Origin of the sequence: Micromonospora sp. NBC_01740 (assembly GCF_035920365.1) — a bacterium.
GTDB classification, from domain to species: Bacteria; Actinomycetota; Actinomycetes; order Mycobacteriales; family Micromonosporaceae; genus Micromonospora; species Micromonospora reichwaldensis.
Map to the genome: position 1 here is coordinate 967,754 of NZ_CP109150.1, position 19,087 is coordinate 986,840.

General features: G+C 75.8%; 23 protein-coding genes. 7 read left to right on the forward strand and 16 right to left on the reverse strand.

All coding sequences use genetic code 11. From position 1 onward, the window contains the following. Positions 1-220 precede the first annotated feature (220 nt). The 7 genes from OG989_RS04645 to OG989_RS04675 are packed head-to-tail and all read left to right on the forward strand — an operon-like array spanning position 221 to position 8,574. Positions 221-1,405 (forward strand): hypothetical protein, encoded by a 1,185-nt coding sequence (locus OG989_RS04645; RefSeq protein ID WP_151456018.1) that lies wholly within the window; start codon positions 221-223, stop codon positions 1,403-1,405. After that, on the forward strand, positions 1,392-4,001 hold the full coding sequence (locus OG989_RS04650; protein ID WP_327029780.1) for a sensor histidine kinase: 2,610 nt from the start codon (positions 1,392-1,394) through the stop codon (positions 3,999-4,001). Before OG989_RS04645 ends, OG989_RS04650 begins: the two co-directional genes overlap by 14 nt. Further along, complete coding sequence (locus tag OG989_RS04655; protein WP_151456016.1) at positions 3,998-4,468, forward strand: roadblock/LC7 domain-containing protein; 471 nt, start codon at positions 3,998-4,000, stop codon at positions 4,466-4,468. The genes OG989_RS04650 and OG989_RS04655 overlap by 4 nt, the downstream gene beginning before the upstream one ends. Beyond that, on the forward strand, positions 4,465-4,938 hold the full coding sequence (locus OG989_RS04660; protein WP_151456015.1) for a DUF742 domain-containing protein: 474 nt from the start codon (positions 4,465-4,467) through the stop codon (positions 4,936-4,938). Before OG989_RS04655 ends, OG989_RS04660 begins: the two co-directional genes overlap by 4 nt. Beyond that, complete coding sequence (locus tag OG989_RS04665; RefSeq protein WP_132239958.1) at positions 4,916-5,653, forward strand: GTP-binding protein; 738 nt, start codon at positions 4,916-4,918, stop codon at positions 5,651-5,653. The genes OG989_RS04660 and OG989_RS04665 overlap by 23 nt, the downstream gene beginning before the upstream one ends. Before the next feature lie 46 nt (positions 5,654-5,699). Further along, positions 5,700-6,248, forward strand: a complete 549-nt coding sequence (locus tag OG989_RS04670; protein ID WP_327029781.1) for a hypothetical protein — start codon at positions 5,700-5,702, stop codon at positions 6,246-6,248. A gap of 22 nt (positions 6,249-6,270) precedes the next feature. After that, complete coding sequence (locus OG989_RS04675) at positions 6,271-8,574, forward strand: AAA family ATPase (protein WP_327029782.1); 2,304 nt, start codon at positions 6,271-6,273, stop codon at positions 8,572-8,574. 54 nt (positions 8,575-8,628) lie between these two features. Here the strand turns inward: OG989_RS04675 and OG989_RS04680 are convergent, their stop codons facing one another. From OG989_RS04680 to OG989_RS04755, 16 genes are all read right to left on the reverse strand, one after another. Then, positions 8,629-9,069 (reverse strand): gas vesicle protein K, encoded by a 441-nt coding sequence (locus tag OG989_RS04680; protein WP_327029783.1) that lies wholly within the window; start codon positions 9,067-9,069, stop codon positions 8,629-8,631. Continuing rightward, the gene (locus OG989_RS04685) at positions 9,066-9,323 is read right to left on the reverse strand and encodes a gas vesicle protein (protein ID WP_192581397.1); all 258 of its coding nucleotides are present in this window, start codon (positions 9,321-9,323) and stop codon (positions 9,066-9,068) included. Before OG989_RS04685 ends, OG989_RS04680 begins: the two co-directional genes overlap by 4 nt. A gap of 16 nt (positions 9,324-9,339) precedes the next feature. Continuing rightward, positions 9,340-10,179 (reverse strand): GvpL/GvpF family gas vesicle protein, encoded by an 840-nt coding sequence (locus OG989_RS04690; RefSeq protein WP_327029784.1) that lies wholly within the window; start codon positions 10,177-10,179, stop codon positions 9,340-9,342. Continuing rightward, positions 10,163-10,531, reverse strand: a complete 369-nt coding sequence (locus tag OG989_RS04695; protein ID WP_225852198.1) for a gas vesicle protein — start codon at positions 10,529-10,531, stop codon at positions 10,163-10,165. The genes OG989_RS04690 and OG989_RS04695 overlap by 17 nt, the downstream gene beginning before the upstream one ends. Before the next feature lies 1 nt (position 10,532). Then, entirely contained in the window at positions 10,533-10,883 is a 351-nt protein-coding gene (locus OG989_RS04700) for a gas vesicle protein GvpO (RefSeq protein ID WP_151454729.1), read from the reverse strand. Beyond that, the gene (locus OG989_RS04705; RefSeq protein ID WP_151454730.1) at positions 10,843-11,442 is read right to left on the reverse strand and encodes a gas vesicle protein GvpG; all 600 of its coding nucleotides are present in this window, start codon (positions 11,440-11,442) and stop codon (positions 10,843-10,845) included. Before OG989_RS04705 ends, OG989_RS04700 begins: the two co-directional genes overlap by 41 nt. A gap of 3 nt (positions 11,443-11,445) precedes the next feature. After that, complete coding sequence (locus tag OG989_RS04710; RefSeq protein ID WP_151454731.1) at positions 11,446-12,201, reverse strand: GvpL/GvpF family gas vesicle protein; 756 nt, start codon at positions 12,199-12,201, stop codon at positions 11,446-11,448. Between the two features lie 2 nt (positions 12,202-12,203). Further along, a complete protein-coding gene (gene gvpJ / locus OG989_RS04715) occupies positions 12,204-12,647 on the reverse strand; it encodes a gas vesicle protein GvpJ (protein ID WP_327029785.1) in 444 nt (147 codons plus the stop codon). Further along, positions 12,644-13,897: an SRPBCC family protein gene (locus tag OG989_RS04720; RefSeq protein ID WP_327029786.1), complete on the reverse strand. Its 1,254-nt coding sequence runs from the start codon at positions 13,895-13,897 to the stop codon at positions 12,644-12,646. Before OG989_RS04720 ends, gvpJ begins: the two co-directional genes overlap by 4 nt. Before the next feature lie 2 nt (positions 13,898-13,899). Then, entirely contained in the window at positions 13,900-14,400 is a 501-nt protein-coding gene (locus OG989_RS04725) for a hypothetical protein (RefSeq protein ID WP_327029787.1), read from the reverse strand. 275 nt (positions 14,401-14,675) lie between these two features. Further along, a complete protein-coding gene (locus OG989_RS04730; protein ID WP_327029788.1) occupies positions 14,676-15,185 on the reverse strand; it encodes a GNAT family N-acetyltransferase in 510 nt (169 codons plus the stop codon). Positions 15,186-15,358: 173 nt separating this feature from the next. Then, the gene (locus OG989_RS04735) at positions 15,359-16,258 is read right to left on the reverse strand and encodes a hypothetical protein (RefSeq protein WP_327029789.1); all 900 of its coding nucleotides are present in this window, start codon (positions 16,256-16,258) and stop codon (positions 15,359-15,361) included. Next, on the reverse strand, positions 16,227-16,988 hold the full coding sequence (locus OG989_RS04740; protein ID WP_327029790.1) for a DUF3618 domain-containing protein: 762 nt from the start codon (positions 16,986-16,988) through the stop codon (positions 16,227-16,229). Before OG989_RS04740 ends, OG989_RS04735 begins: the two co-directional genes overlap by 32 nt. A 21-nt stretch (positions 16,989-17,009) precedes the next feature. Beyond that, a complete protein-coding gene (locus OG989_RS04745; protein ID WP_151454738.1) occupies positions 17,010-17,402 on the reverse strand; it encodes a phage holin family protein in 393 nt (130 codons plus the stop codon). Further along, the gene (locus tag OG989_RS04750) at positions 17,399-18,187 is read right to left on the reverse strand and encodes a hypothetical protein (RefSeq protein ID WP_327029791.1); all 789 of its coding nucleotides are present in this window, start codon (positions 18,185-18,187) and stop codon (positions 17,399-17,401) included. The genes OG989_RS04745 and OG989_RS04750 overlap by 4 nt, the downstream gene beginning before the upstream one ends. A gap of 235 nt (positions 18,188-18,422) precedes the next feature. Then, on the reverse strand, positions 18,423-18,935 hold the full coding sequence (locus OG989_RS04755; protein WP_327029792.1) for a DUF3263 domain-containing protein: 513 nt from the start codon (positions 18,933-18,935) through the stop codon (positions 18,423-18,425). Positions 18,936-19,087: the final 152 nt, after the last annotated feature.

The following is a 19,087-nucleotide window of genomic DNA, read 5'->3' on the forward strand; positions in this document are numbered from 1 at the left end:
CGGAAATCCACTCCGATCCATCCTTGTCACTCTCCGGCCCGGCACGGACGGTGCCTAACGAGTGACCCTGCGGTTACTTCGGGCTTCGTGACGCAAAGCTGACCGTCCGGCGGCCGGAACGGTCCCCGCTGGTCGGTTAGTTTTCCGGTCCGGTGCACGGGACTTCGCCGTCGACCCCCGACCCCCCGCCGATCCCGTGCTCCCGCCGGAGGAGACAGACATGACCGTCCCCGCACCGCCGGCCCGCCGGCGGCCCACCGCGGTGGGCCGCGTACTGCCGCTGCTGCTCCTCGTCGCCCTGCTCGCGCCGATGACCCTGCTGTTCGTCCAGACCTGGCGGCTCACGGCCGACGACCGGGACCTGGCCGGCCGGGAACGGCTGGGCGTGGAGTACCTGCGCGCCCTCGCCCCGGTCACCCACGCCCTGGTCGAGGCCCAGTCCGCCGCCGTCGCCGCCCGGCCCGTCACCAGCCAGGCGCTGACCCGCGCGGTCGAGGCCGCCGCCTCCGTGGACGCGCGGACCGGCGACGAGTTGCGCACCAAGGAACGCTGGGCGGGCCTGCGGGCCAGGATCGAGGCGCTGGGCGCCCGCGGCCCCGCCGACCCGGAGGCGGCCTTCACCGCGTACGGCGAGGCCACCGACCTGCTGCTGGCCCTGCACGGCAAGGTCCGGGAGACGTCCGGGCTCGTCCGCGACCCCCGGCCCGACTCCTTCTTCCTCCAGCACGCGAGCCGGGACCTGCCCGAGGCGGTCGTTGCGGCCGGCCGGCTGGCCGACCTGGCCGTGCTCGCCGACCGCCGGCCCGCCAGCGACCGGAACCGCACCGCCGTCGAGATCGCCGCCCTCCGGGTGGGCGTCCTCACCCCGGCCGGTGACCTGGTCACCGATCTGCGGGCCGCCGTGGACAGCTCGGAGAGCGCCGACCTCGGCCCGAGCGTGCTGAACCCGCTCGACACCTACCAGCGGGCCGTCGAGACGTTGGCGGCCCACTCCGCGCCGGCCGGTCGCGACGCGAAGACCGACCAGGCGCGGATCGCCGGCGCCCGGCTGAACGCGCAGGCCGCCGCCGAGCAGCTCCAGCCCGTCATCCTGGACGAGCTCGACGCACTCCTCGCCGGACGCTCCCGCGACCTGGACCGGGACCGCTGGCTGACCGTGGCGGCCGGGGCGCTGGCCGTCCTGCTGTGGGCGGCACTGGGCGCGGTGTGGCTCGCCGCAGCCCGGCGGGCCCCGGGGCGCGCGGCACAGGCCCGACGCGAGCGGTACGGCGCCGACGCCCCGCCGGAGGACACGCCGTGGCAGCCGGCCGCCGGCCGGGGTGCCGAACCGCGTCAGCTCCAGCCGGCGGGGTCGGCCCGCGAACCCGGCGGCGCGCAGTGGGGGCCCTTCGATGCTGCTCGCTAGGCTCCGCATCCGGGGCAAGCTCGCGCTGCTCGTGGTCATCCCGCTGCTCAGCATGGTGGCGCTGGCCGTGCCGGCGGTGCTCGACCGCGTTGCCGCCGCGCAACGGGCCGGCGACATCGCCGACCGGGTCCGCGTCGCCAGCCGGATCGGCAGCCTCGTGCAGGACCTGCAACAGGAACGCGTCCTCTCGGTCGGGCTGCTGCTCGGCCGGGTCACCCGGAGCGAGCTGATGCAGCGGACCGCCGGCGTGGACGACCGGGTCGCCGACCTGCGGGCGACCTCGGCAGGCCCGCTGCCGCCGGAGGTGACGGAGGCCCTGCACGGCGTACGCGGGCTGACCGACGTGCGTGCCGCGGTGCTCGCCGGCACCGCCACCCCGGACCAGATCATGGCCGCGTACGGGCCGGTCAGCACGGGACTGATCGACGCGCTGCGGCTGCCGTTCGGGGTGGACACCGACACGGCGGCCGGGCGGCAGGTGCTGGCCCTGGACGGGTTGCTCCGCGTCGACGAGGCGATGGGCGCCTGCGCCACCCTCATCGTGCTCGTCAAGGCCACCGGCTCGCCCCGGGTGAGTGCCTCGTACGTCGCCTGCATGGCGGGGCTGCGGGCGGACAACCAGGGGTTCCGCAGCCTGATCACGCCGGAGCAGTTGAAGCTGGTGACCCTGAACGACGCGGCCGTGGCCGCCCGGACCAGCGCGGACTTCCTCACCAGGAGCGCGCTGGACCCGGCCGGCGCGACCAGGGACATCCCGCTGGACGCGCTCTTCCCGTCGGTCCGCTCGATGATCACCTTCGGGCAGTTCATCGAGAAGAAGCTCGTCGCCGACGTCATCGCCGAGGTGACCGGGCAGCAACGCCGGGCGCTGACCGAGGCGTACCTGGTGGCGGGGATCGTCACCCTGATCCTCGCCGTGGTGGTGCTGCTCAGTGCGGCCGTCGCCCGGACGGTGGCCCGGCCGCTGACCCGGCTCACCCGCTCCGCCGACCGGGTGGCCCGGGTCGCCGAGGCGGAGCTGACCCGGGTCGCCGACGACGAGACCGAGGGCGCCGCGCCGGTACGCCTCGACCCGGTCGACGTACGGGCCCGCGACGAGATCGGCGACCTGGCCCGCGCGTTCGACCGGGTGCAGAGCACCGCCGCCCGGCTCGTGGAACGGCAGGTCGCCGGCCGACGCAACGTGGCCCAGATGTTCGGCCACGTCGGCCGCCGTACGCAGAACCTCGTGGGCCGGCAGATCGCGCTGATCGACCGGCTGGAGCGGCAGGAGACCGACCCCGGCCGGCTGGAGCACCTGTACCGGCTCGACCACATCTCCAGCCGGCTGCGCCGCAACGCCGGCAGCCTGGTGGTGCTCTCCGGCTCGGCCGGCGCCGACCCCCACGTGGCGCCGGTGCCGCTCGCGGACGTGGTCCGGCTGGCGCTCGGCGAGATCGAGGACTACACCCGGGTCGACGTGCAGGTCCCGCCCGGCGTGTCGGTGGCGCCCGGCACCGTCGGCGACCTCGTCCTGGCGCTGGCCGAGCTGATGGAGAACGCGACGGTCTTCTCCCCGCCGCACACCCGGGTCACCGTGGGCGGCGAGCCGAGCGGCTCCGGCGCCCTGCTCACCGTGGTGGACCGGGGCATCGGCATGGCCCCGGAGCGGCTGGCGGAGGAGAACGCCCGGCTCACCCGGCGGGAACGGCTGGACCTCGCGCCGACCGAGGTGCTGGGGCTCTTCGTGGTGGGTCGCCTGGCCCGCCGGCACGGCTGGCAGGTGCGGCTGACGCCGACCGCCGGTGGCGGGGTGACCGCACACCTGGACGTCCCGGAGACGTCGCTGGTCGTCCACCGCGCCGAGCGGGCCGGCGTGACCGTGGCCCGGGCCGCCGTACCCGCCCGCGACCGGCGCTCGCCCGACGAGCCGGAGGCCGCCCGGCCCCGCGCGGCGGTCGGCGCGGCGCCGTCCGAGCCCCGCCCGGCGGTCGGCACGGCACCCTCCGGGGTCGGCGCGGCACCGTCCGAGCCCCGCCCGGCGGTCGGCACGGCACCGTCCGGGGTCGGCGCGGCGGCGGAGGCTGCGCCGTCCGGGTTCGACGCGGTGCTGCTGAGCCGCGCCACCCGCAGCTTGGAGTCCGGCGCCTCCTGGGACGCGTTCAGCTCCAGTGGCGAGCCGGCCGGCGTCGAGCTGCGGGCGCCGGCCGGCACCGAGCCTCGGGCACCGGCCGCAGCCGCCCCGCCGGGCATCCGGCAGCGGGTGCCCGGCGCCACCCTGCGCCCGGCCGGGCCGCCGGCCGCCCCGCCGGTGAGCGGGCCGGTGCCGGTCACCGACGCGGACCCGGCCGCCGCCCGCGCCCTCGTCGAGGCCGTCGAGTCGGGCGTACGCCGGGCCGAACTGGGCCGGGGCACCCCGGACGGCACCGCGCCGGCCGGGCTGACCCGGCGGGTGCCCGGGGCGAACCTGACCGCCACCCCGGCCCGTCAGCCCGACAGCCCCCCGGAGAACCCGGACGAGGTCCGCGACCTCCTCACCGAGTTCGAGGCGGGCGTCGCCCGCGCTCTGCACGAAGTCAGCCAAGACCGCCGCTACGAAGAGGGAACATCACGGTGACCAGCCCCTTCACGCACGACAACGTCGACCACCAGAACCCGGGCGCCGGGGACCTGAGCCCGGAGGCGCGCACCTTCAACTGGTTGCTGGACTCCTTCACCTCCAGTACGGCCGGCGTGCTGGAGGCGATCGCCGTCTCGTCGGACGGGCTGCTGATGGCCATGTCGGCGATCAAGGACCGCTCCAACGCGGAACGGCTCGCCGCGGTGGTCTCCGGCATGACGAGCCTCGCCGGCGGCGCCGCGAGCTGGTACGCCCTCGGCGGGCTGAACCGGGTGGTCGTGGACATGGCCGAGGGCTACCTGCTGATCAGCGCGATCAGCAGCGGCTCCGTGCTCGGGGTGGTCGCCGACCGCTCGGCGAACCTCGGCACCGTCGCCTACGAGATGACGCTCTTCGCCGGGCGGGCCGGTGGCGCCCTCACCCCGAGACTGATCGCCGAACTGAAGAACGCCGCCCAGCAGTGACCCCCGAGGTCGCCGGCGAGGGGCCGGACCCGGAACCCACGGTCCGGATCCGGCCCTACCTGCGCGCGTCGTCCCCGCACGACGCGCGGCCCGGCCTGCCGGCGACCCCGGCCGCGCCGGCGACCGAGGACGGGCCCGCCGGCCCGCGCCCGTTCGTGCTCACCGCCGGGCGGGTGGCCGGCGCCGACCCGGCGATCGGGCTGGAGACGCAGGTGACCGCCCGACCGGCGACCGACCGGCCGGCGTCGCTGACCTGGCTGGCACCCGAGTTGCAGGCGATCGTCTCGCTCTGCGACGAGCCGATCTCGGTCGCCGAGATCTCCGCCCGTACCCGGTTGCACTTCGGCGTGACCCGGGTGCTGGTCGGCGACCTCCGCGCCGCGGGCCACCTCGACGTGCACGACGGCGCCGACGCCCTCGACCCCGACATCATCCTGCGAGTGATGGATGGACTCCGTGCGATCTCCTGAATGGCCGGTCGCCCCGCTGGGCGGGATCGCCGCCAACAGCGCCGCCACCCGGTACGGCTCCCCGACGGGACCGCAACCCGCCGCGTCCGCTCCGCCGCCGCACCGGACGCCGGCCACCGGTGTTGCCGCGGTGCCCCGGCCCACGCCGGCCGCCGCACCGCCGATCCCGGTCAAGATCCTCATCGCCGGCGGCTTCGGGGTCGGCAAGACCACCACGGTCGGCGCGATCTCCGAGATCGCCCCGCTGACCACCGAGGCGGAGATGACCACCGCCGGGATCGGCGTCGACGACCCCGGCGTACGCTCCGCGAAGACCACCACCACGGTGGCGATGGACTTCGGCTGCGTCACCATCGACCGCAGCCTGAAGCTGTACCTGTTCGGCACGCCGGGGCAGGCCCGGTTCGGTTTCATGTGGGACGACCTGGCCCGGGGGGCACTCGGCGCGCTCGTCGTGGTGGACAGCGCCCGGCTCGACGACTGCTACCCGGCGATCGACTTCTTCGAGCGGGCCGGCCTGCCCTTCGTGGTCGGCGTGAACGCCTTCGACGGGCGGCTGGCACACGACCTCGACGCGATCCGGTGGGCGCTGGCCGTCGGCGACCACGTGCCCCTGGTGCAGTTCGACGCCCGGGACCGGCTCTCGGTGCGGGACGCCCTGCTGGTCGTCCTCGACCGCGCACTCGAGCGGGCCACCCGGGAGGGAAGGTCCTGAACCGCTGCGGCGGTTCGACCCGTTTCACGAGAAGGGGTGGTTCGTGATGAGAGGTGGACTGGACGAGACACTGGCCCGGATGGCGCGCCGCGAGGAGGCGTTGCGGCGGCGGGCCGCCGAGGCGGAGCCGGCGGGCGGGGAGGCCGACGGGGCGCCGGAGGCGCGGGGCGGATCCGAGCCGGGGCGCGCCGACGTCCGGGGCGAGGGGCGCAACGCCGGGCCCGGCTGGGTCGACGCGCGGCGGGGCGCGGAACACCGCGACCCCGTGGTGGAGGTCGCCGAGGCGGTCCGTCGCGTGGTGGCCGGCCACCCCGGCACCGCGGTCAGCATCCGGGTCGAGCACGACGGGCAGGCGTACCCGCTGCGGGTCGCCTGGACCGACGCGGGCGTGACGGTCGACGCGGAGGCCCCCGCGCCGCCGCCGGCGTGGCCGATGTCGGTCAAGACGGTGCCGGCCTGGACGCCGGCCCAGGAGGGGCTGACCCCCGACCCGGCGGCACGGCTGGCCGAGCTGATCCGCCGCGACTCCTCCCTGCTGGGGGACGGTGACGCTCCTCGCGGAGCACGGAACGCCCCGGGAGGGGGCAGGGCGTGACCACGGCGGCTAGGGTCGGGCGGTGGCGGAACCCGACCTGACCCTGACCGCGAGCCTGCGGCCGGCGGCCCTCGACGCCCGACGGGGCGTCGTCCGGCTGCACCCGGAGGTGCTCACCGCGCTGGCGCTGCGACCCGGCGACCCGGTGCGGCTGGCGGGCCGGCGGGTGAGCGCCGGCATCGTCGCGCCGGCCGAGCCGACCGCCAGCACCGCGCTGCTCTCCGCCGACGACCTCATGCTGGGCAACCTCGGCATCCGCGACGGCGCCCAGGTGACGGTGAGCCGTCTGCCGGTCACGCCGGCCCGTCGGGTGCTGCTCGCCGGTCCGGCGCAGATCGCCGCCGTGGTCTCGCCCGAGATGCTCCGGCTGGCCCTGCTCGGCAAGGTGGTGACGACCGGGGACGACGTGTCGCTGCTACCGCAGGACGTGCTGCCCGACGCCTCGGTGCGCAGCCTGGTGGAGGCCGCCCGGCGCAGCCTCTCCAACAGCGTCGGGTACGCCTGGACCAGCACCCTGCTCGCCGTGGTCGCCGCCGAGCCCGACACCGGCTCGCTGGTCACCATGGACACCGTCGTCGGCTGGGAGCACGGCCAGGCGACCCACGGCTCCGCCGGCACCGGACCCGCCCCGCAGGGGCGCCGCCTCGACGCGGGCCCGACGCCCAACGGGACCGCCCCGGGCCGGGCGGCTGCCACGGGGGGCGTACGCCTCCCGGGCGCCGTGGACGCCACGGGACACACCGCCGGAAGCGTCGACGAGGCGCCGCCCGCGGTGGACGAGCTGCCCGGGCTGCGGTCGCAGGCCGAGGAGCTGACCGAGCTGCTCGACCTCGGCTTCCACCACCGGGAGGTGCTCGGCCGGCTGGGCACGACCGTCTCGCTGGGCGTGCTGATCGCCGGGCCGGCCGGCTCCGGCAAGGCGGCGCTCGTGCGGGCCGTGGCCGCCCGGGTCGGGGCCCGGGTCAGCCCGCTCTGGGCTCCCGAGGTGGCCGCGCTGACCAACCAGGCCGCCGCCGACCGGCTGCGCGCCGCCGCCGCCGAGGCGCGCGCGGACGGCACCGGGGTGCTGCTGGTCACCGACGTGGAGGCGCTCGCCCCGGCGGACGGGCCGGGGCCGGTGGCGACCGTGTTCCGGCAGGTGGTCGCCGAGACCGTACGGGCGGGGGCGGCGGTCGTCTGCACCACCGGCCGGCCCGAGGCCGTCGACCCCGCGCTGCGTGCCCCGGACCTGCTCTCGCTGCGGATCAGCGTGCCGCTGCCGGACGCGGCCCTGCGCCGGGAGCAGTTGACGGTGCTGACCCGGCAGGTCCCCCTCGCCGACGACGTGCGGCTCGACGAGGTCGCCGGGCGTACCCCCGGCTTCGTCGCCGCCGACCTGGCCGCGCTGCTCCGCGAGGCCGGGGTGCGCGCGGCGCTGCGCCAGAAGTCGGCCGAGACGCCGACGGTGGCGATGGCCGACTTCACCGCCGCGCTGGAGGTGGTCCGCCCCACCACCATGGCTGCCTCCACCCTGGAGCTGGCCTCGGTGACGCTAGACGACGTGGGCGGCCTGACGGAGGTCAAGGAGACGCTGACCGAGTCGGTGCTCTGGCCGCTGACCTACCCGGACACCTTCGCCCGGCTCGGCGTGCAGCCGCCGCGCGGGGTGCTCCTCTACGGCCCACCGGGCTGCGGCAAGACCTACCTGGTCACGGCGCTGGCCGGCTCGGGGCGGGCGAACGTGCTCTCGGTGAAGGGCGCGGAGCTGCTGTCGAAGTGGGTCGGTGAGAGCGAGCGCGCGGTCCGCGAGCTGTTCCGCCGGGCCCGGGAGGCCGCGCCCACCCTGATCTTCCTGGACGAGGTGGACGCGCTCGCCCCCGTACGCGGCCAGGCCAGCGACGGCGGCACCACCGACCGGGTGGTGGCCGCGCTGCTGACCGAGCTGGACGGCGTGGAGACGCTGCGCAACGTGGTGGTGGTCGGCGCGACGAACCGCCCCGACCTGGTGGACCCGGCGCTGCTGCGCCCGGGACGGCTGGAACGGCTGGTCTACGTGCCGCCGCCGGACGGGCCGGCGCGCGCGGAGATCCTGCGCGCCTCGGCCCGGAACGTGCCGCTGGCACCCGAGGTGGACCTCGTGGAACTGGGCGGCGAGTTGGACGGCTTCTCGGCGGCGGACTGTGCCGCGCTGGTGCGCGAGGCGGCCCTGGCCGCCATGCGGGAGTCGCTGACGGCGTCCACCGTCACGGCCGCGCACGTGGCGGCGGCCCGCGCCCGGGTCCGCCCGTCCCTGGACCCGGCCCAGGTCGCCTGGCTCGCCGCGTACGCCGAGAAGCGGGCCGGCTGAGCGCCCGCGCCCCGGGGTGACGGGCGCTGTCGGGCTGATGTCGTGAACGACTCGTCAGTCGGTGGGCAGGAGGGGGCCGAGGGGCCCGAGGTCGAGATTGAGGTCCTCGGGCGTGAGGCCGAAGTACTCGCGCAGCCCCGCCATCTGCTCCTCCAGGGCCATCAGCGTGGTGCCGATCCGTTCGATCTGCTCCTCGGTAAGGTCGCCGAGGTCGACCCGGCGCAGCGCCTGTCGCTCCATGAGCTGCCGCAGCAGCTCGATCACGGTGAGCACGAGGCTGGCCAGCCCCCGCTCGACGCCGTCCCGGTCTACGGCGAGCCGGCGGTCCAGCGGCGTCACCCGGGGCGGCTGCCACCGGGTGTCGCCGAGCGCGGCGGCGAGTTCGGCCGCCTCGTCCCGGCGGTCGCCACCGCCGCCCGGCCTGCCCACGCCCACTCCGCCGCCCCCGCCACCCGGGCCGGTCGCGCCGTCCGGGCGGCCGTCCGGGGCGCTCACGGCCACGTCCCCGGCGTCCCGGCGGCGGCGCCCGGGGCGGCATCCCGCAGTTCCGGCGGGGCGAGCGCGCCGACGGAGGCGACCAGTGCGCGCAGGGAGATCCGGACCAGGTCGATGTCGGCGATGGCGATGGTGATGTCGCCGCTGATCACCACGCCGGTGGCGAGGACCCGGTCGAGCAGGTCGACCAGGGCCACCGGCCGGTAGGCCAGCGGGTCGTCGGCGCTGCTGGGGGCGAGCGACGTGGTCACCACGCCGGCCCCCGGGCCGTCAGCACGCCGACTCCCGTACGGTGAGCGCCGGCTCAGCGGGCCGCTCCTCGGCGAAGGAGTACGGCGGCCACGGGCCGGTCAGCTCCAGCCGGATCTCCGGGTGCCGACCGGCGAGCGCGCCGACCAGCTGGCGGAATCCGGCGACCGACCCCTGGCCGACCAGGTACGCCCCGTTGAGCACCATGGCGGTGGGCGCACCGGAGAGCCGGCGGTCCTGCGGGGGGTGCCGCCGGACGGCCACCGCGTGCCCGGCCAGTGCCTCGTGCACGGCGGAGGCGGCGTCGGCGGCGATCCGCTGCCCCTCCTCGCGGGCGGTGAGCTGGGCCCGGCGCCGCCGCAGGTACGCCGCCCCGGCGCCGCCCGACCCGGCGGGCTCCGCCGTGCGGGGCGTCGCGCCCGGCACGACGTACCCCTTGACGCCCCACTCGTCGTGGCCCGCGAGCCGGTCCAGGACGGTGGTCAGCTCGACCCGGCGGGCGGTGAGCTGCCCCGCCACCCGGGCGTCGTCGTGGTGGACGGTGGCCAGCCGGGCGGGCACCACGGCGCCGTCGCGGGACAGGGCCGCGACCACCGCGTGGTGCGTCCGGGCCGCCCGCTCCAGCCAGGCCAGGTCCTCCAGGTTCCGGCGCAGCGCCTCCTCGCCGTACTGGGACAGCGGCGCGGCGCTGACGACGGCGACCAGGCCGGCGGCCCGCACCGCGCGCACCGGAGCGCCGTCCATCCCGGCAGTCGCGGCGAGCAGGGCGGGATCGACCTCCCGCGCCACGCCGTGCAGCCACACCCCGACGCCGGGGCTCGCCGGCCCGGTGGCGGGCGCGAGGTCAGCCGTCGAACTCATCCCGCTCCTCCCTGCGGGCGGCCGTCCGGGCGACCCGGGGGCGGCGTTCCGCCTCCACCTGCTCCGGGTCCCGTGGGCCGGGCTCCACCGGCGGCCTCGCCCGGGAGCTGAGCCACGGGTCGTGCTCCCACCAGTCGATGCCGATCTGCCGGGCCGTGTCGACCGAGGCGATGACCAGTCGCAGCTTGAGCGTCAGCAGCTCGATGTCGAGCAGGCTGACCCGGATGTCGCCGGCGATCACGATGCCCCGGTCGAGCACGCGTTCCAGGATGTCGCCGAGATTGGCCGGCTCGTGCCCGGCGGGCAGGACCTGGCCGGAGTTCTGCACCACCGGGGGCGGCTGCACGCTCACCTCAACCCACCTCGCCCTTCCCGCGCTGGTAGCGCCGCACCCGCCGGTAGCCGAGCAGGCCACCCTCCAGGTCCAGCTCCACCTCGTAGAGGCCGAGCAGGTCGGTGGAGCTGGGGATACGCCGGTCCTCGATCACCTCCACCCCGATCAGCCAGCCGTCCCGCGACGACTTCAGCGAGGTGGTCCCCACCGGATCCCGGCCGGTCAACTCGACGATCTGCCGCATCCCCTCGCGCGCCGCCTCGGCGGCCGTGATGGGTTCGAGGTACTCCTCCTCGTCGTCGTACCGGTCGTCGTCGACGGGCTCGCTCCTACGCGCCCGATCGCCGTCGCCGCGGATCAGACCCCCCATCGCGCTCACCTCCCTCGCCGCCGCCGCGCGACACCCGCCGCGAGCGTTCGGTGCCGACCTGCCGCGCCCGTTCCGTACCGGTTCGCCGCGCCCGGCCCTCGCCGGACCGCGACGCTCGTTCCGCGCCGGACTGCCGGCGGCGGCCGGAAGCGGACTGCCGCGCCCGGTCCGCGCCGGACCGCGACGCTCGTTCCGTGCCGGACTGCCGCGCCCGACCGGAAGCGGACTGCCGCGCCCGGTCCGCGCCGGGCTCGTGCCGGGTCCCGCCGTTCTCCCGACGGGACCCGGGGCCGTCCCGGGCCGGAGCCCGGCTCTGGGCGGGCGCCGGCCGCTGGACGCCGCCGGTCAGCCGCTCCAGCACCTGCTGCTGCCCCCGGTCCCGTTCCGCGGCGCTGATCTCGCCCGCCGCCGCCGCCGCGTCCAGCGCCTCCAGCTCGCGCCGGACGTCGACGGGGTTGCGCTGCCGCGACTCCGCCTCCCGGGCGATCACCTTCACCACCGCGGTCAGCCCCCGCACCGGCGCGTACGGCAGGGTCAGCAGCGTCCACAGGATGTCCACCGGTCACCCCATCAACTGGTGGGCGCTGACGAAGTCGTACGGCGCGAGCGGGCCGAGCAGCCGCATCCGGATCAGCTCCCGGCGCTGCTCGGCGTACTCCTCGACCGCCGAGACGAACTCGTCCTCCCGGTCCTGTTCCACCAGGAAGGTGGCGTTCGACGCGTCCAGCTCGTTGCTCGGCGGCCGGGGCGCGCTCGCCACGACGAGGGGACCGAGGGTGTCGACCAGTTGCCGGTTCTCCGCCTCCCGGCGCAGCTCCACCGCCTGGCTGATGATCTCGCCGAGCCGGATCCGCTGCGTCCGGGTGGCCGCCTCCGGCTGCCCACGCACCTGGTCCGCCAGGTCGGCGGCGCCGGGGTTTTCCGCCAGCACCGCCGCGATCAGGTTCGCCTCGTCGTAGCGCCCGTGCACCGTGTACTGGACTCGGCCCTCGAACTCGTCGAGCGCGGCGGCGAACCGGTCGTGGTGCGCGTCCAGCAGGTCGGCGACCGCGTCGGGCCCGGTGACGACCGTGCCGAAGCGCACCGGCAGCACCGGCGCCACCGCCGCCGTGCCGTCCACCAGCTCCTGGTAGGCGGTCAGGTCCGCCGGCCGGCCGAGCGGCTCGCTCAGGCTCACCTCGCTGACCAGCGCGGCCAGGTCCTCGTGCCGGACCGCCGTCACCTCTCCAGGCGGGTCGCCGACCCCGGCGGCGTCCGGGGTCGGCTCCACGTCGGAGGGCACGATGCCGTAGATGAACAGTCCCGTCTCCTCGGCCATGCTCACCGCTCCTCGTCACGTCGCCGCCGGGGCCGGTCGCGATCCCGGTCCCGGTCCCGATCGCGGTCCCGGTCCTGGTCGTCCGAGCCCAGCTCGCCGACGGCGTCCTTGATCGCGCCGACCGTCTTGCCGACCCCGGAGACCGCCTTGCCGGCGCCGACCGCCCCCGAGGCTCCCTCGACCAGGTCGGGCAGCCCCTTCTGGCCCTTCGGAGTGATGTCGAACCGGTCGACCGCCTCGGCGAAGCGCAGATAGGTCTCCACGCTGGCGATGACGATCCGGGCGTTGATCTCGATCAGCTGGATGCCGACCACCGCGATCGAAACCTGGGCGTCGATCACCACGCCCTTGTCCAGCACGGTCTCCACGACATCGGCCAGGCCGGAGCCCCCTCCGCCGCGTTGCAGGGCGCCGCCGCCCTGACCCTCACTCGTCGCGACGGTCACTCCCGCTCCTCCCGTCGACGGCGGACCACGGGTCGCCGGGGCGCTTCCGGGGAACGGCGGGCCCGGGGCTCCTCACGGGAACGCGGCTCCTCGCGGGAACGGGACTCCTCGCGGGGCTGCGGGCGGCGGGCTCGCTCCGGGGCGCGGCGGCGCGGCGGGGGCTGTTCCTCCTCCGGCTCCTCCTCCTCGTACTCGTCATAGTCGCCCTCGTCGTACTCGTCCTCGTACTCCTCGTCCTCGGCCGGGCGACGGCGCTGCGGCGGTCGGCGGCGGCCACGCTCGGCGGGCCTGCGCTTCTCGCGCGGCTCCTCCTCGGCCTCCTCCGCCTCCTCCTCGGGCTCGGGCTCCCGCCGGCCGCGCTGCTCGCGCTCCTCCTGCCCCTCGCGCTCCTGCTTCTCGCGCTCCTCCTGCTCCTCGCGCAGCGCGGTCTCGTGGTCGCGGACCACCCGAGAGTCCTCGATCTCGCCGCGCCAGCCCTGCACCGAATCCGGGTCGAGGACGGTCCGGGTCATCACGTGCCGGACGAAGTGCTTCAGCTCCAGCCGGGCGCGGCGGCCCTGGGCCCGCCACAGGTTGCCGGTGTGCTCGAAGAGGCCCTGCGGGTGGTACTCCAGCACCACCAGGATCCGGGTCAGGTCGGGCGACAGTTCGTGGAAGCTGACGGTGCCGTCGACAGAGCCCTTCTCGCCCTGCGAGCGCCAGTGGATCAGCTTGTCCGGGATCTGCCGGACGATGGTGGACTCCCAGGTGCGGTGCGACCAGAAGACCTGCGCCTTCCAGGTCAGCTTCTCGTCCGACTCGGTGTCGACGTTCTCGACCTTCTTCATGAAGCTCGGGAAGTCGCCGAACTGGGTCCACTGGTCGTACGCGACCCGGACCGGCACGCCGACCTCGATCGCCTCGACGATGTTGGTGACCTTGACCTTCTTGCCGCCGCCCTTGCCGCCCTTGCCGCCCTTGCCGAGCGCCGACATGATCTTCTCCTTACCGCCGGCCAGCCCGGCATGGACCATCGCCTTCACCGGTGAACCGCCCTCCGCGAGCTTCTGCGCGCCGGTGGTAGCGGCAATCAGGCCGGGACCGCCGCCCTGCTTCGCGTAGTCGCTGAGCCGGCCGGTCGCGCCCGTGATCCGCTCGGTCACCACCCGCATCGCGCGCTCGCCGATGGCGCTGGCCAGATTGCGCGCCTCGCCGGCGAGTTGACCCCGGACCTTGTCCCCGAGTCCACCGGGGTTCGTCGTGTCCGGCATGGTCACCGCCCCCGCCGCTGGTCGCCGGCGTCGCGGTTCCGCTGCTTGCCGTCGTCGTCGCGGTCCCGCCCGCCGTCGTCGTCACGCTCCTGCCCGCCATCGTCGTCGCGGTCCTGCCCGCCGTCGTCGCGCTCCTGGTGCTCGGCGTCGGTGTCCCGGTCCGGCCGGTCGCCGGCGCCGCCGGCGCCGGTCCCGCCCTTGCGGCGCAGCGCGTCGGCCGAACCGCGCAGCTTGCCGCTGATGGCATCGATGCCGCTGCCGGCGGCGGCGGTCGCGGCCGCCTTCGAGGCGGCGGCGAGCGGGCCGCCCAGGCGACCGAGGTTGCTCAAGTGGGGAGACGACTGAAGCAGGTTGCCGCCCGCCTTCAGCAGTCCGCCGGGCTCCCGACTGGCCCGACCGGCCGCGACCGCGGCGGCCAGGGTGAGGGCGGTACGCAGCTTGCGCCGGCGGCCCAGCAGGTAGCCGAAGCCGACCGCGAGCCCGATTCGTGCTCCGCTCTTCATCAGTTCTCCTTCGCTCCCCGGAGCGCCGGACACCTGACGGCAATGGTCGAAAGAATGGCCGCCGGGGATCAGCACGCGCCGGACCGCACATCAGGTGTCCCGTTTGATCGGACCCGACGGGCAGTACCCGTTGGCCTATCGGCGAAACACTCCCGCGCGTTGTCGACGCCATTCACCGGGGTCGGGGCGCGTGCCCTCATAAAACGCGCAAAGCCGACACCAAGGCAGCGCTGAGCAGTAAGAACCTCAGGAAGGAAATAATTGCGGAATGGCCGTCACAGGGCCGGCAGCGTCGAATCGAGGCATATCTCGGCGTGCACCACGCTGCCGCTCTCGCGCAATTTTGCGCCGCACTTCTGAAGCACGGAAACGGCACCGTGGTTGTCGACGGTGGTCTCCGCGACGACCAGTCGCATTCCGGCCGCCGCCGCCTCGTTCAACAGTTCGCGCAGGGCGCCCGCGCCGATTCCCTGGCCCCGTGCGGAGCGACCCAGCCACATCCCGGTCTCGACCGTGCCCGGCTCGTCACGGCGGGTCATCCGGATCATGCCGACCACCTCGCCGCCGGCCAGGATCGCGTACATGCAGGTGCCGGTCGGGCCGTCCAGACCTCCGAAGCTCGCCCGGTGGAACTCCCGGAACGCCTCCCGCCGGGCGCACGACCAGCCCGCAGGGGCCTCCACCGGCGGCATCACGTCGCCGGGCTCCGCTTCCGCAGCCGCTACGGAGAGCAATGGTTCCAGGTTCTGCTCGTCCACCGGCTCCAGCCGCACCGTTCCCGCCACGTGCCGCAGTCTGCCGGCCCCACCGGCCCAAGTCCACCCCATCGGGCCCCGACTGGCGGTCCGGCGGAAGGTACCGGCCGGTCGGCCCGCATCGTGTTCTGCCTCACGCTCCGCTGTCGACCGCCCGGCCGACCCGGGGTGACGGGTTGGCGGACCGCCTGCCCGCGGGCCGGTCAGGGTGTCTCGGCGTCGAACTCGCAGAGCACCACGGAGGCGTCGTCGGCGGGCTTGTGCCGGCGCAACCGGTCCGGATGGTCCCGCTCGGCGACGCGTACCCGGTCGATCAACGCGCCGGGGTCCTCGGCGGTCGCCACGTCCAGCAGCCCCGCCCAGTCGAGGACGCCGAACTGCTCCACCAGGGCCGACGCGCCGTCGCTGAGCAGCGCCGCCCGGCGTACCGCGCCCGGCCCCCGCAGCGGCAGGGTCCCGGTCACCGCGTGGAACGCCGCGTCCGGGTCGGCGGCCGCCACCCAGTAACCGTGGGTACGGTTCATCCGCGCCCGCTGCATGTCGACCGCCTGCCGGATCCGGGCGACCCGATCGGCCCCGCCGGCCGGCAGGGCCTCGACCATGGCCCGCAGCTCCGCCGTGGCGGCGTCCAGTCGGTCGTCGGTGACGACGCTGATCCGACCGCCGGCGTCGAGCACCAGCGGGCTGTCGCAGAGCACGAGGTAGTCGAGGTGGTCGCCCCCGTCGCGCAGCAGGCAGACCGTGCTCGACGGGGTGCCCGGATGGTCCAGGTCGCACTCGTCGCCGTGGTCGGCCCGGACCGCGAGGATCGCCGCCGCCAGGTTGCTCATCAGGGTCGCCGTCGGGCGGACCGCCTCCGCCAGCCCGAGCCGGGCCGCGAGGTGCCGGACGTACCAGGCGGTGCCGTGCGCGCAGCCCGTGTCGAAGCCCTCCGGCACGCTGGCGCCGTCCAGCACGCCGACCAGCGGCCCGAACCGAAGGACCAGGTCCTCGTTGACCGCCCGGCCGGGGGGCGGCGCGGACGCGGAGCGTACCCGCATCGTCCGCGCCGCCCCGACCACCCGGGTCGCCTCAGCGGCGACGGAGGTCGTCGGCGGTCTCATGCGCCTGCCCCTGCATCTGGTGGGCGGCCGACCGGCCCTGATCCCGGACGGCGGACGCGCCACTGGCGGCCGTCGAACCGACCGCCCGGGCCGCCTCCTGCGCCGGTCCGCGCATGTTGTGGCTGACCTCGTGGCCCATCTCGCGGCCCACCTCGCCGGCCTGCTCCCGCAGGTGTCTGGCCTGCGCCCGTAGCTGGTCGGAATGCTCGCCGACCATGTCCTTGGCCTGCCCTGCCCAGTGCCGTTCGGGGCGGCTGGGCGGGATCAGCGACGAGACCAGCAGCCCGGCGCCGAAGGCGATCAGGCCGGCCGCCAGGGGGTTGCCCTGCGCCTGCTGGCGGGACTGCTGCCCGAGCGAGCGGGCCTCCTCCCGCACCGACCCGGCCATGTGCGACATCTGCTCCCGGGACTGCTCCCCGAGCGCCCGCGCCGAATCGGCCGCGTGTGACACCCGTTCGCGGGACTGCCCGCCGAACTCCCGCGCCGAATCGGCCGCGTGCGACATCCGCTGACCTGTCGCCTGCGACATCCGCTGTGCGGCGCCGTGCCCGTCAGACTGCACGCCCATCACCTTCTCCCTGGCCCGGGTGAACGCGCCACGGGCCTGCCCGACGCGCTCACCGGCGATCCGCCGCGGGTTGACCTTGTCGGCCAGCGCGTCGACGTCGCTGCTCAGTTCGTTCCGGGTGTTCTCGATCTCCCACCGGATCCGGTCCGGATCGTTGGACATGATCTGCTCCTCCCGGCTGGTTCACCGGCCGCGTGCCGCGTCCGGTATCTCCCGTGCGGTCTGCCTCGTGCGGGGCAGCACCGAGCGGAGCTGCTCCTTCTCCTTGCGCGCCCTGGCGAGCAGGACACCCGTGACGGCACCCCAGATGACGGCCACGATCAGCGCCGCCCAGCTCTGGTCCATCACGTTGGACAGCCCCCACCACAGCGCGTACGACACGAACAGCACCGTCAGGAAACCGGCCAGCGAGGCCCCGCCGAACATGCCGGCGAGCCTGCCGACCTGACCCGCCTCCTCGCGCAGCTCCGCCTTGGCCAGTTCGACCTCCTTGCGGACCAGCACGGAGAAGTCCCGGGTCACGTCGCCCAGCAGGTCGCCGACCGACTGCGTCCGCTCCTTCTCGGGGGCACTCACGGCGCCACCCCGCCCGGGATGTCCGGCCCCTGCCGACCCGACGGCGAGGCGTTGCGCACCCGGGCCGCCCCGGTGTACGCCCCCTCGGGCAGGTACGGCGCCTCGGCCGTCCGCTCGTACGGCTGCGACCCGGCCGTGGTGGACGCGGCGGTCGGCCCGGTGGGCGCGGTACCCGGCCCGGTCGGCGGCATCGACGGCTGGCCCTCGCCCCGCGCCCCGTCGCCCGACGCGGTCAGGTTCCGGGTGAGCCGCCCGACCAGCATGCCGGCCAGGGCCGCACCGGCCAGAAAGGTGCCCGGGTGCCGGCGCGCGTACGACCGCACGTCGTGGAGCATCGCCCCGGGTTCGCGCTCGTCGAGCCAGCCGGCCGCCTGCTGGGCGGCGTCGGCGGCCCGGCGGACCGCCTGGGCGGCCATTCCGGAGTCCTCGCTCCGCTCCGCCATCGAGCTGAGTTCGCGCCCGATGCCGCGCAGCCCGTCGGCGGCCCGGTGCTGCTGCGCCCGGGCCTGGTCGCGCAACTGCGTGCCGGCCTCACCGGTCAGGTGGCGCGCCTGCCGCCCGGCCTCCGACGCCACGTGTCCGCCCTGTTCCGCAGCGGCGTGCGCGACGTGTCCGCCCTTCTCGGCGGCGGTGTGCGCAGCGTGTGCGCCCTTCTCGGCGGCGGTGTGCGCGAGGTGTCCGCCGGTCTGGGCCGCCTGGTGCCCGACCCGGGACGCCTCCTGCCGGGTCTGCTGTGCGGTGCCGGTCGCACCGTCCGGTGGCCGGCTCGGGTTGATCTGCGTCATCGCCCGCTCCCTCCGTCGGCCCCGGGCCGCAGGTCACACGGCCCGGAACGTGAACCGGCCGCGAGATGCGGCCCGGAACGACACCCGCGTACCCGCGCGGATCGCCGACATTCCGTACCGGCGGCGGGGGTAGGAGCTGCGGGCCGCCTGGGCGTGCCGGCACGCGGACGGCACCGGACCGGTCGGTCGGAACGGGGTCGGCGGGGCCGGGACCGGTCGGGGAGTACGACAGCGGTCAGCGGCGGCGGTTGCGGGCCCGGGAGGACCTGAGCCGGCGCAGCCGCCCGACCAGCACCGGCTCGGCGGCGAGGGCGGCCGGGTTGTCGAGCAGCCCGTTCAGCAACTGGTAGTAGCGGGTGGCCGAGAGGCCGAAGGTGTCCCGGATGGCCTGTTCCTTGGCGCCGGCGTGCCGCCACCACTGCTGTTCGAAGGCGAGGATGCCGCGCTCACGCTCGGTGAGGCCACTCTCGGGCCGGGCGTCCGCCGGGGCGTCGGCGTCGGTGCCGGCCACGCTCGGCGGGGCGCCGGCCTCGCTGGGCGCCGCCACGGCGGCGTCCGGCTCCGGCGCCGAGCGGGGCTGCGGGACCGTCGGCGTCCCGGCGCCCGGACCGGTACGCGGCTGGGGAACGACGCTGCCGGTGTCCCGCGCCTCCCCGGTGGGGTTCGCCCCGACGGTCGCGCCGGCTTCGCCGGGCCGGCCCGGCGCGGGCGGCTCGGTGGCGGCCGGGGCGGCGTCGGCGGGCTGCATGGCGCTCCTCGTGGGGCTGGCGGGCGGCACACCACGACGCCGACCGGTGGGGGGACCCCAGCCTAACCAGGGCAGACCCGGTTCGCATCGGACGACGGTGCCGGAACGTGACCGCTCCGGTTCACGTCGTGTCCGGCCCTCGAACCCCACCG

Excerpts from the sequence above, each read along its gene's own strand:
- OG989_RS04740 (WP_327029790.1), bottom strand. The coding sequence starts at position 16,988 with ATGTCCAACGATCCGGACCGGATCCGGTGGGAGATCGAGAACACCCGG.
- OG989_RS04725 (WP_327029787.1), bottom strand. The coding sequence starts at position 14,400 with ATGAAGAGCGGAGCACGAATCGGGCTCGCGGTCGGCTTCGGCTACCTG.
- OG989_RS04700 (WP_151454729.1), bottom strand. The coding sequence starts at position 10,883 with ATGGGGGGTCTGATCCGCGGCGACGGCGATCGGGCGCGTAGGAGCGAG.
- OG989_RS04710 (WP_151454731.1), bottom strand. The coding sequence starts at position 12,201 with ATGGCCGAGGAGACGGGACTGTTCATCTACGGCATCGTGCCCTCCGAC.
- OG989_RS04720 (WP_327029786.1), bottom strand. The coding sequence starts at position 13,897 with ATGCCGGACACGACGAACCCCGGTGGACTCGGGGACAAGGTCCGGGGT.
- OG989_RS04735 (WP_327029789.1), bottom strand. The coding sequence starts at position 16,258 with ATGAGACCGCCGACGACCTCCGTCGCCGCTGAGGCGACCCGGGTGGTC.
- OG989_RS04650 (WP_327029780.1), top strand. The coding sequence starts at position 1,392 with ATGCTGCTCGCTAGGCTCCGCATCCGGGGCAAGCTCGCGCTGCTCGTG.
- OG989_RS04670 (WP_327029781.1), top strand. The coding sequence starts at position 5,700 with ATGAGAGGTGGACTGGACGAGACACTGGCCCGGATGGCGCGCCGCGAG.
- OG989_RS04755 (WP_327029792.1), bottom strand. The coding sequence starts at position 18,935 with ATGCAGCCCGCCGACGCCGCCCCGGCCGCCACCGAGCCGCCCGCGCCG.
- OG989_RS04690 (WP_327029784.1), bottom strand. The coding sequence starts at position 10,179 with ATGAGTTCGACGGCTGACCTCGCGCCCGCCACCGGGCCGGCGAGCCCC.
- OG989_RS04750 (WP_327029791.1), bottom strand. The coding sequence starts at position 18,187 with ATGACGCAGATCAACCCGAGCCGGCCACCGGACGGTGCGACCGGCACC.
- OG989_RS04645 (WP_151456018.1), top strand. The coding sequence starts at position 221 with ATGACCGTCCCCGCACCGCCGGCCCGCCGGCGGCCCACCGCGGTGGGC.
- OG989_RS04665 (WP_132239958.1), top strand. The coding sequence starts at position 4,916 with ATGGACTCCGTGCGATCTCCTGAATGGCCGGTCGCCCCGCTGGGCGGG.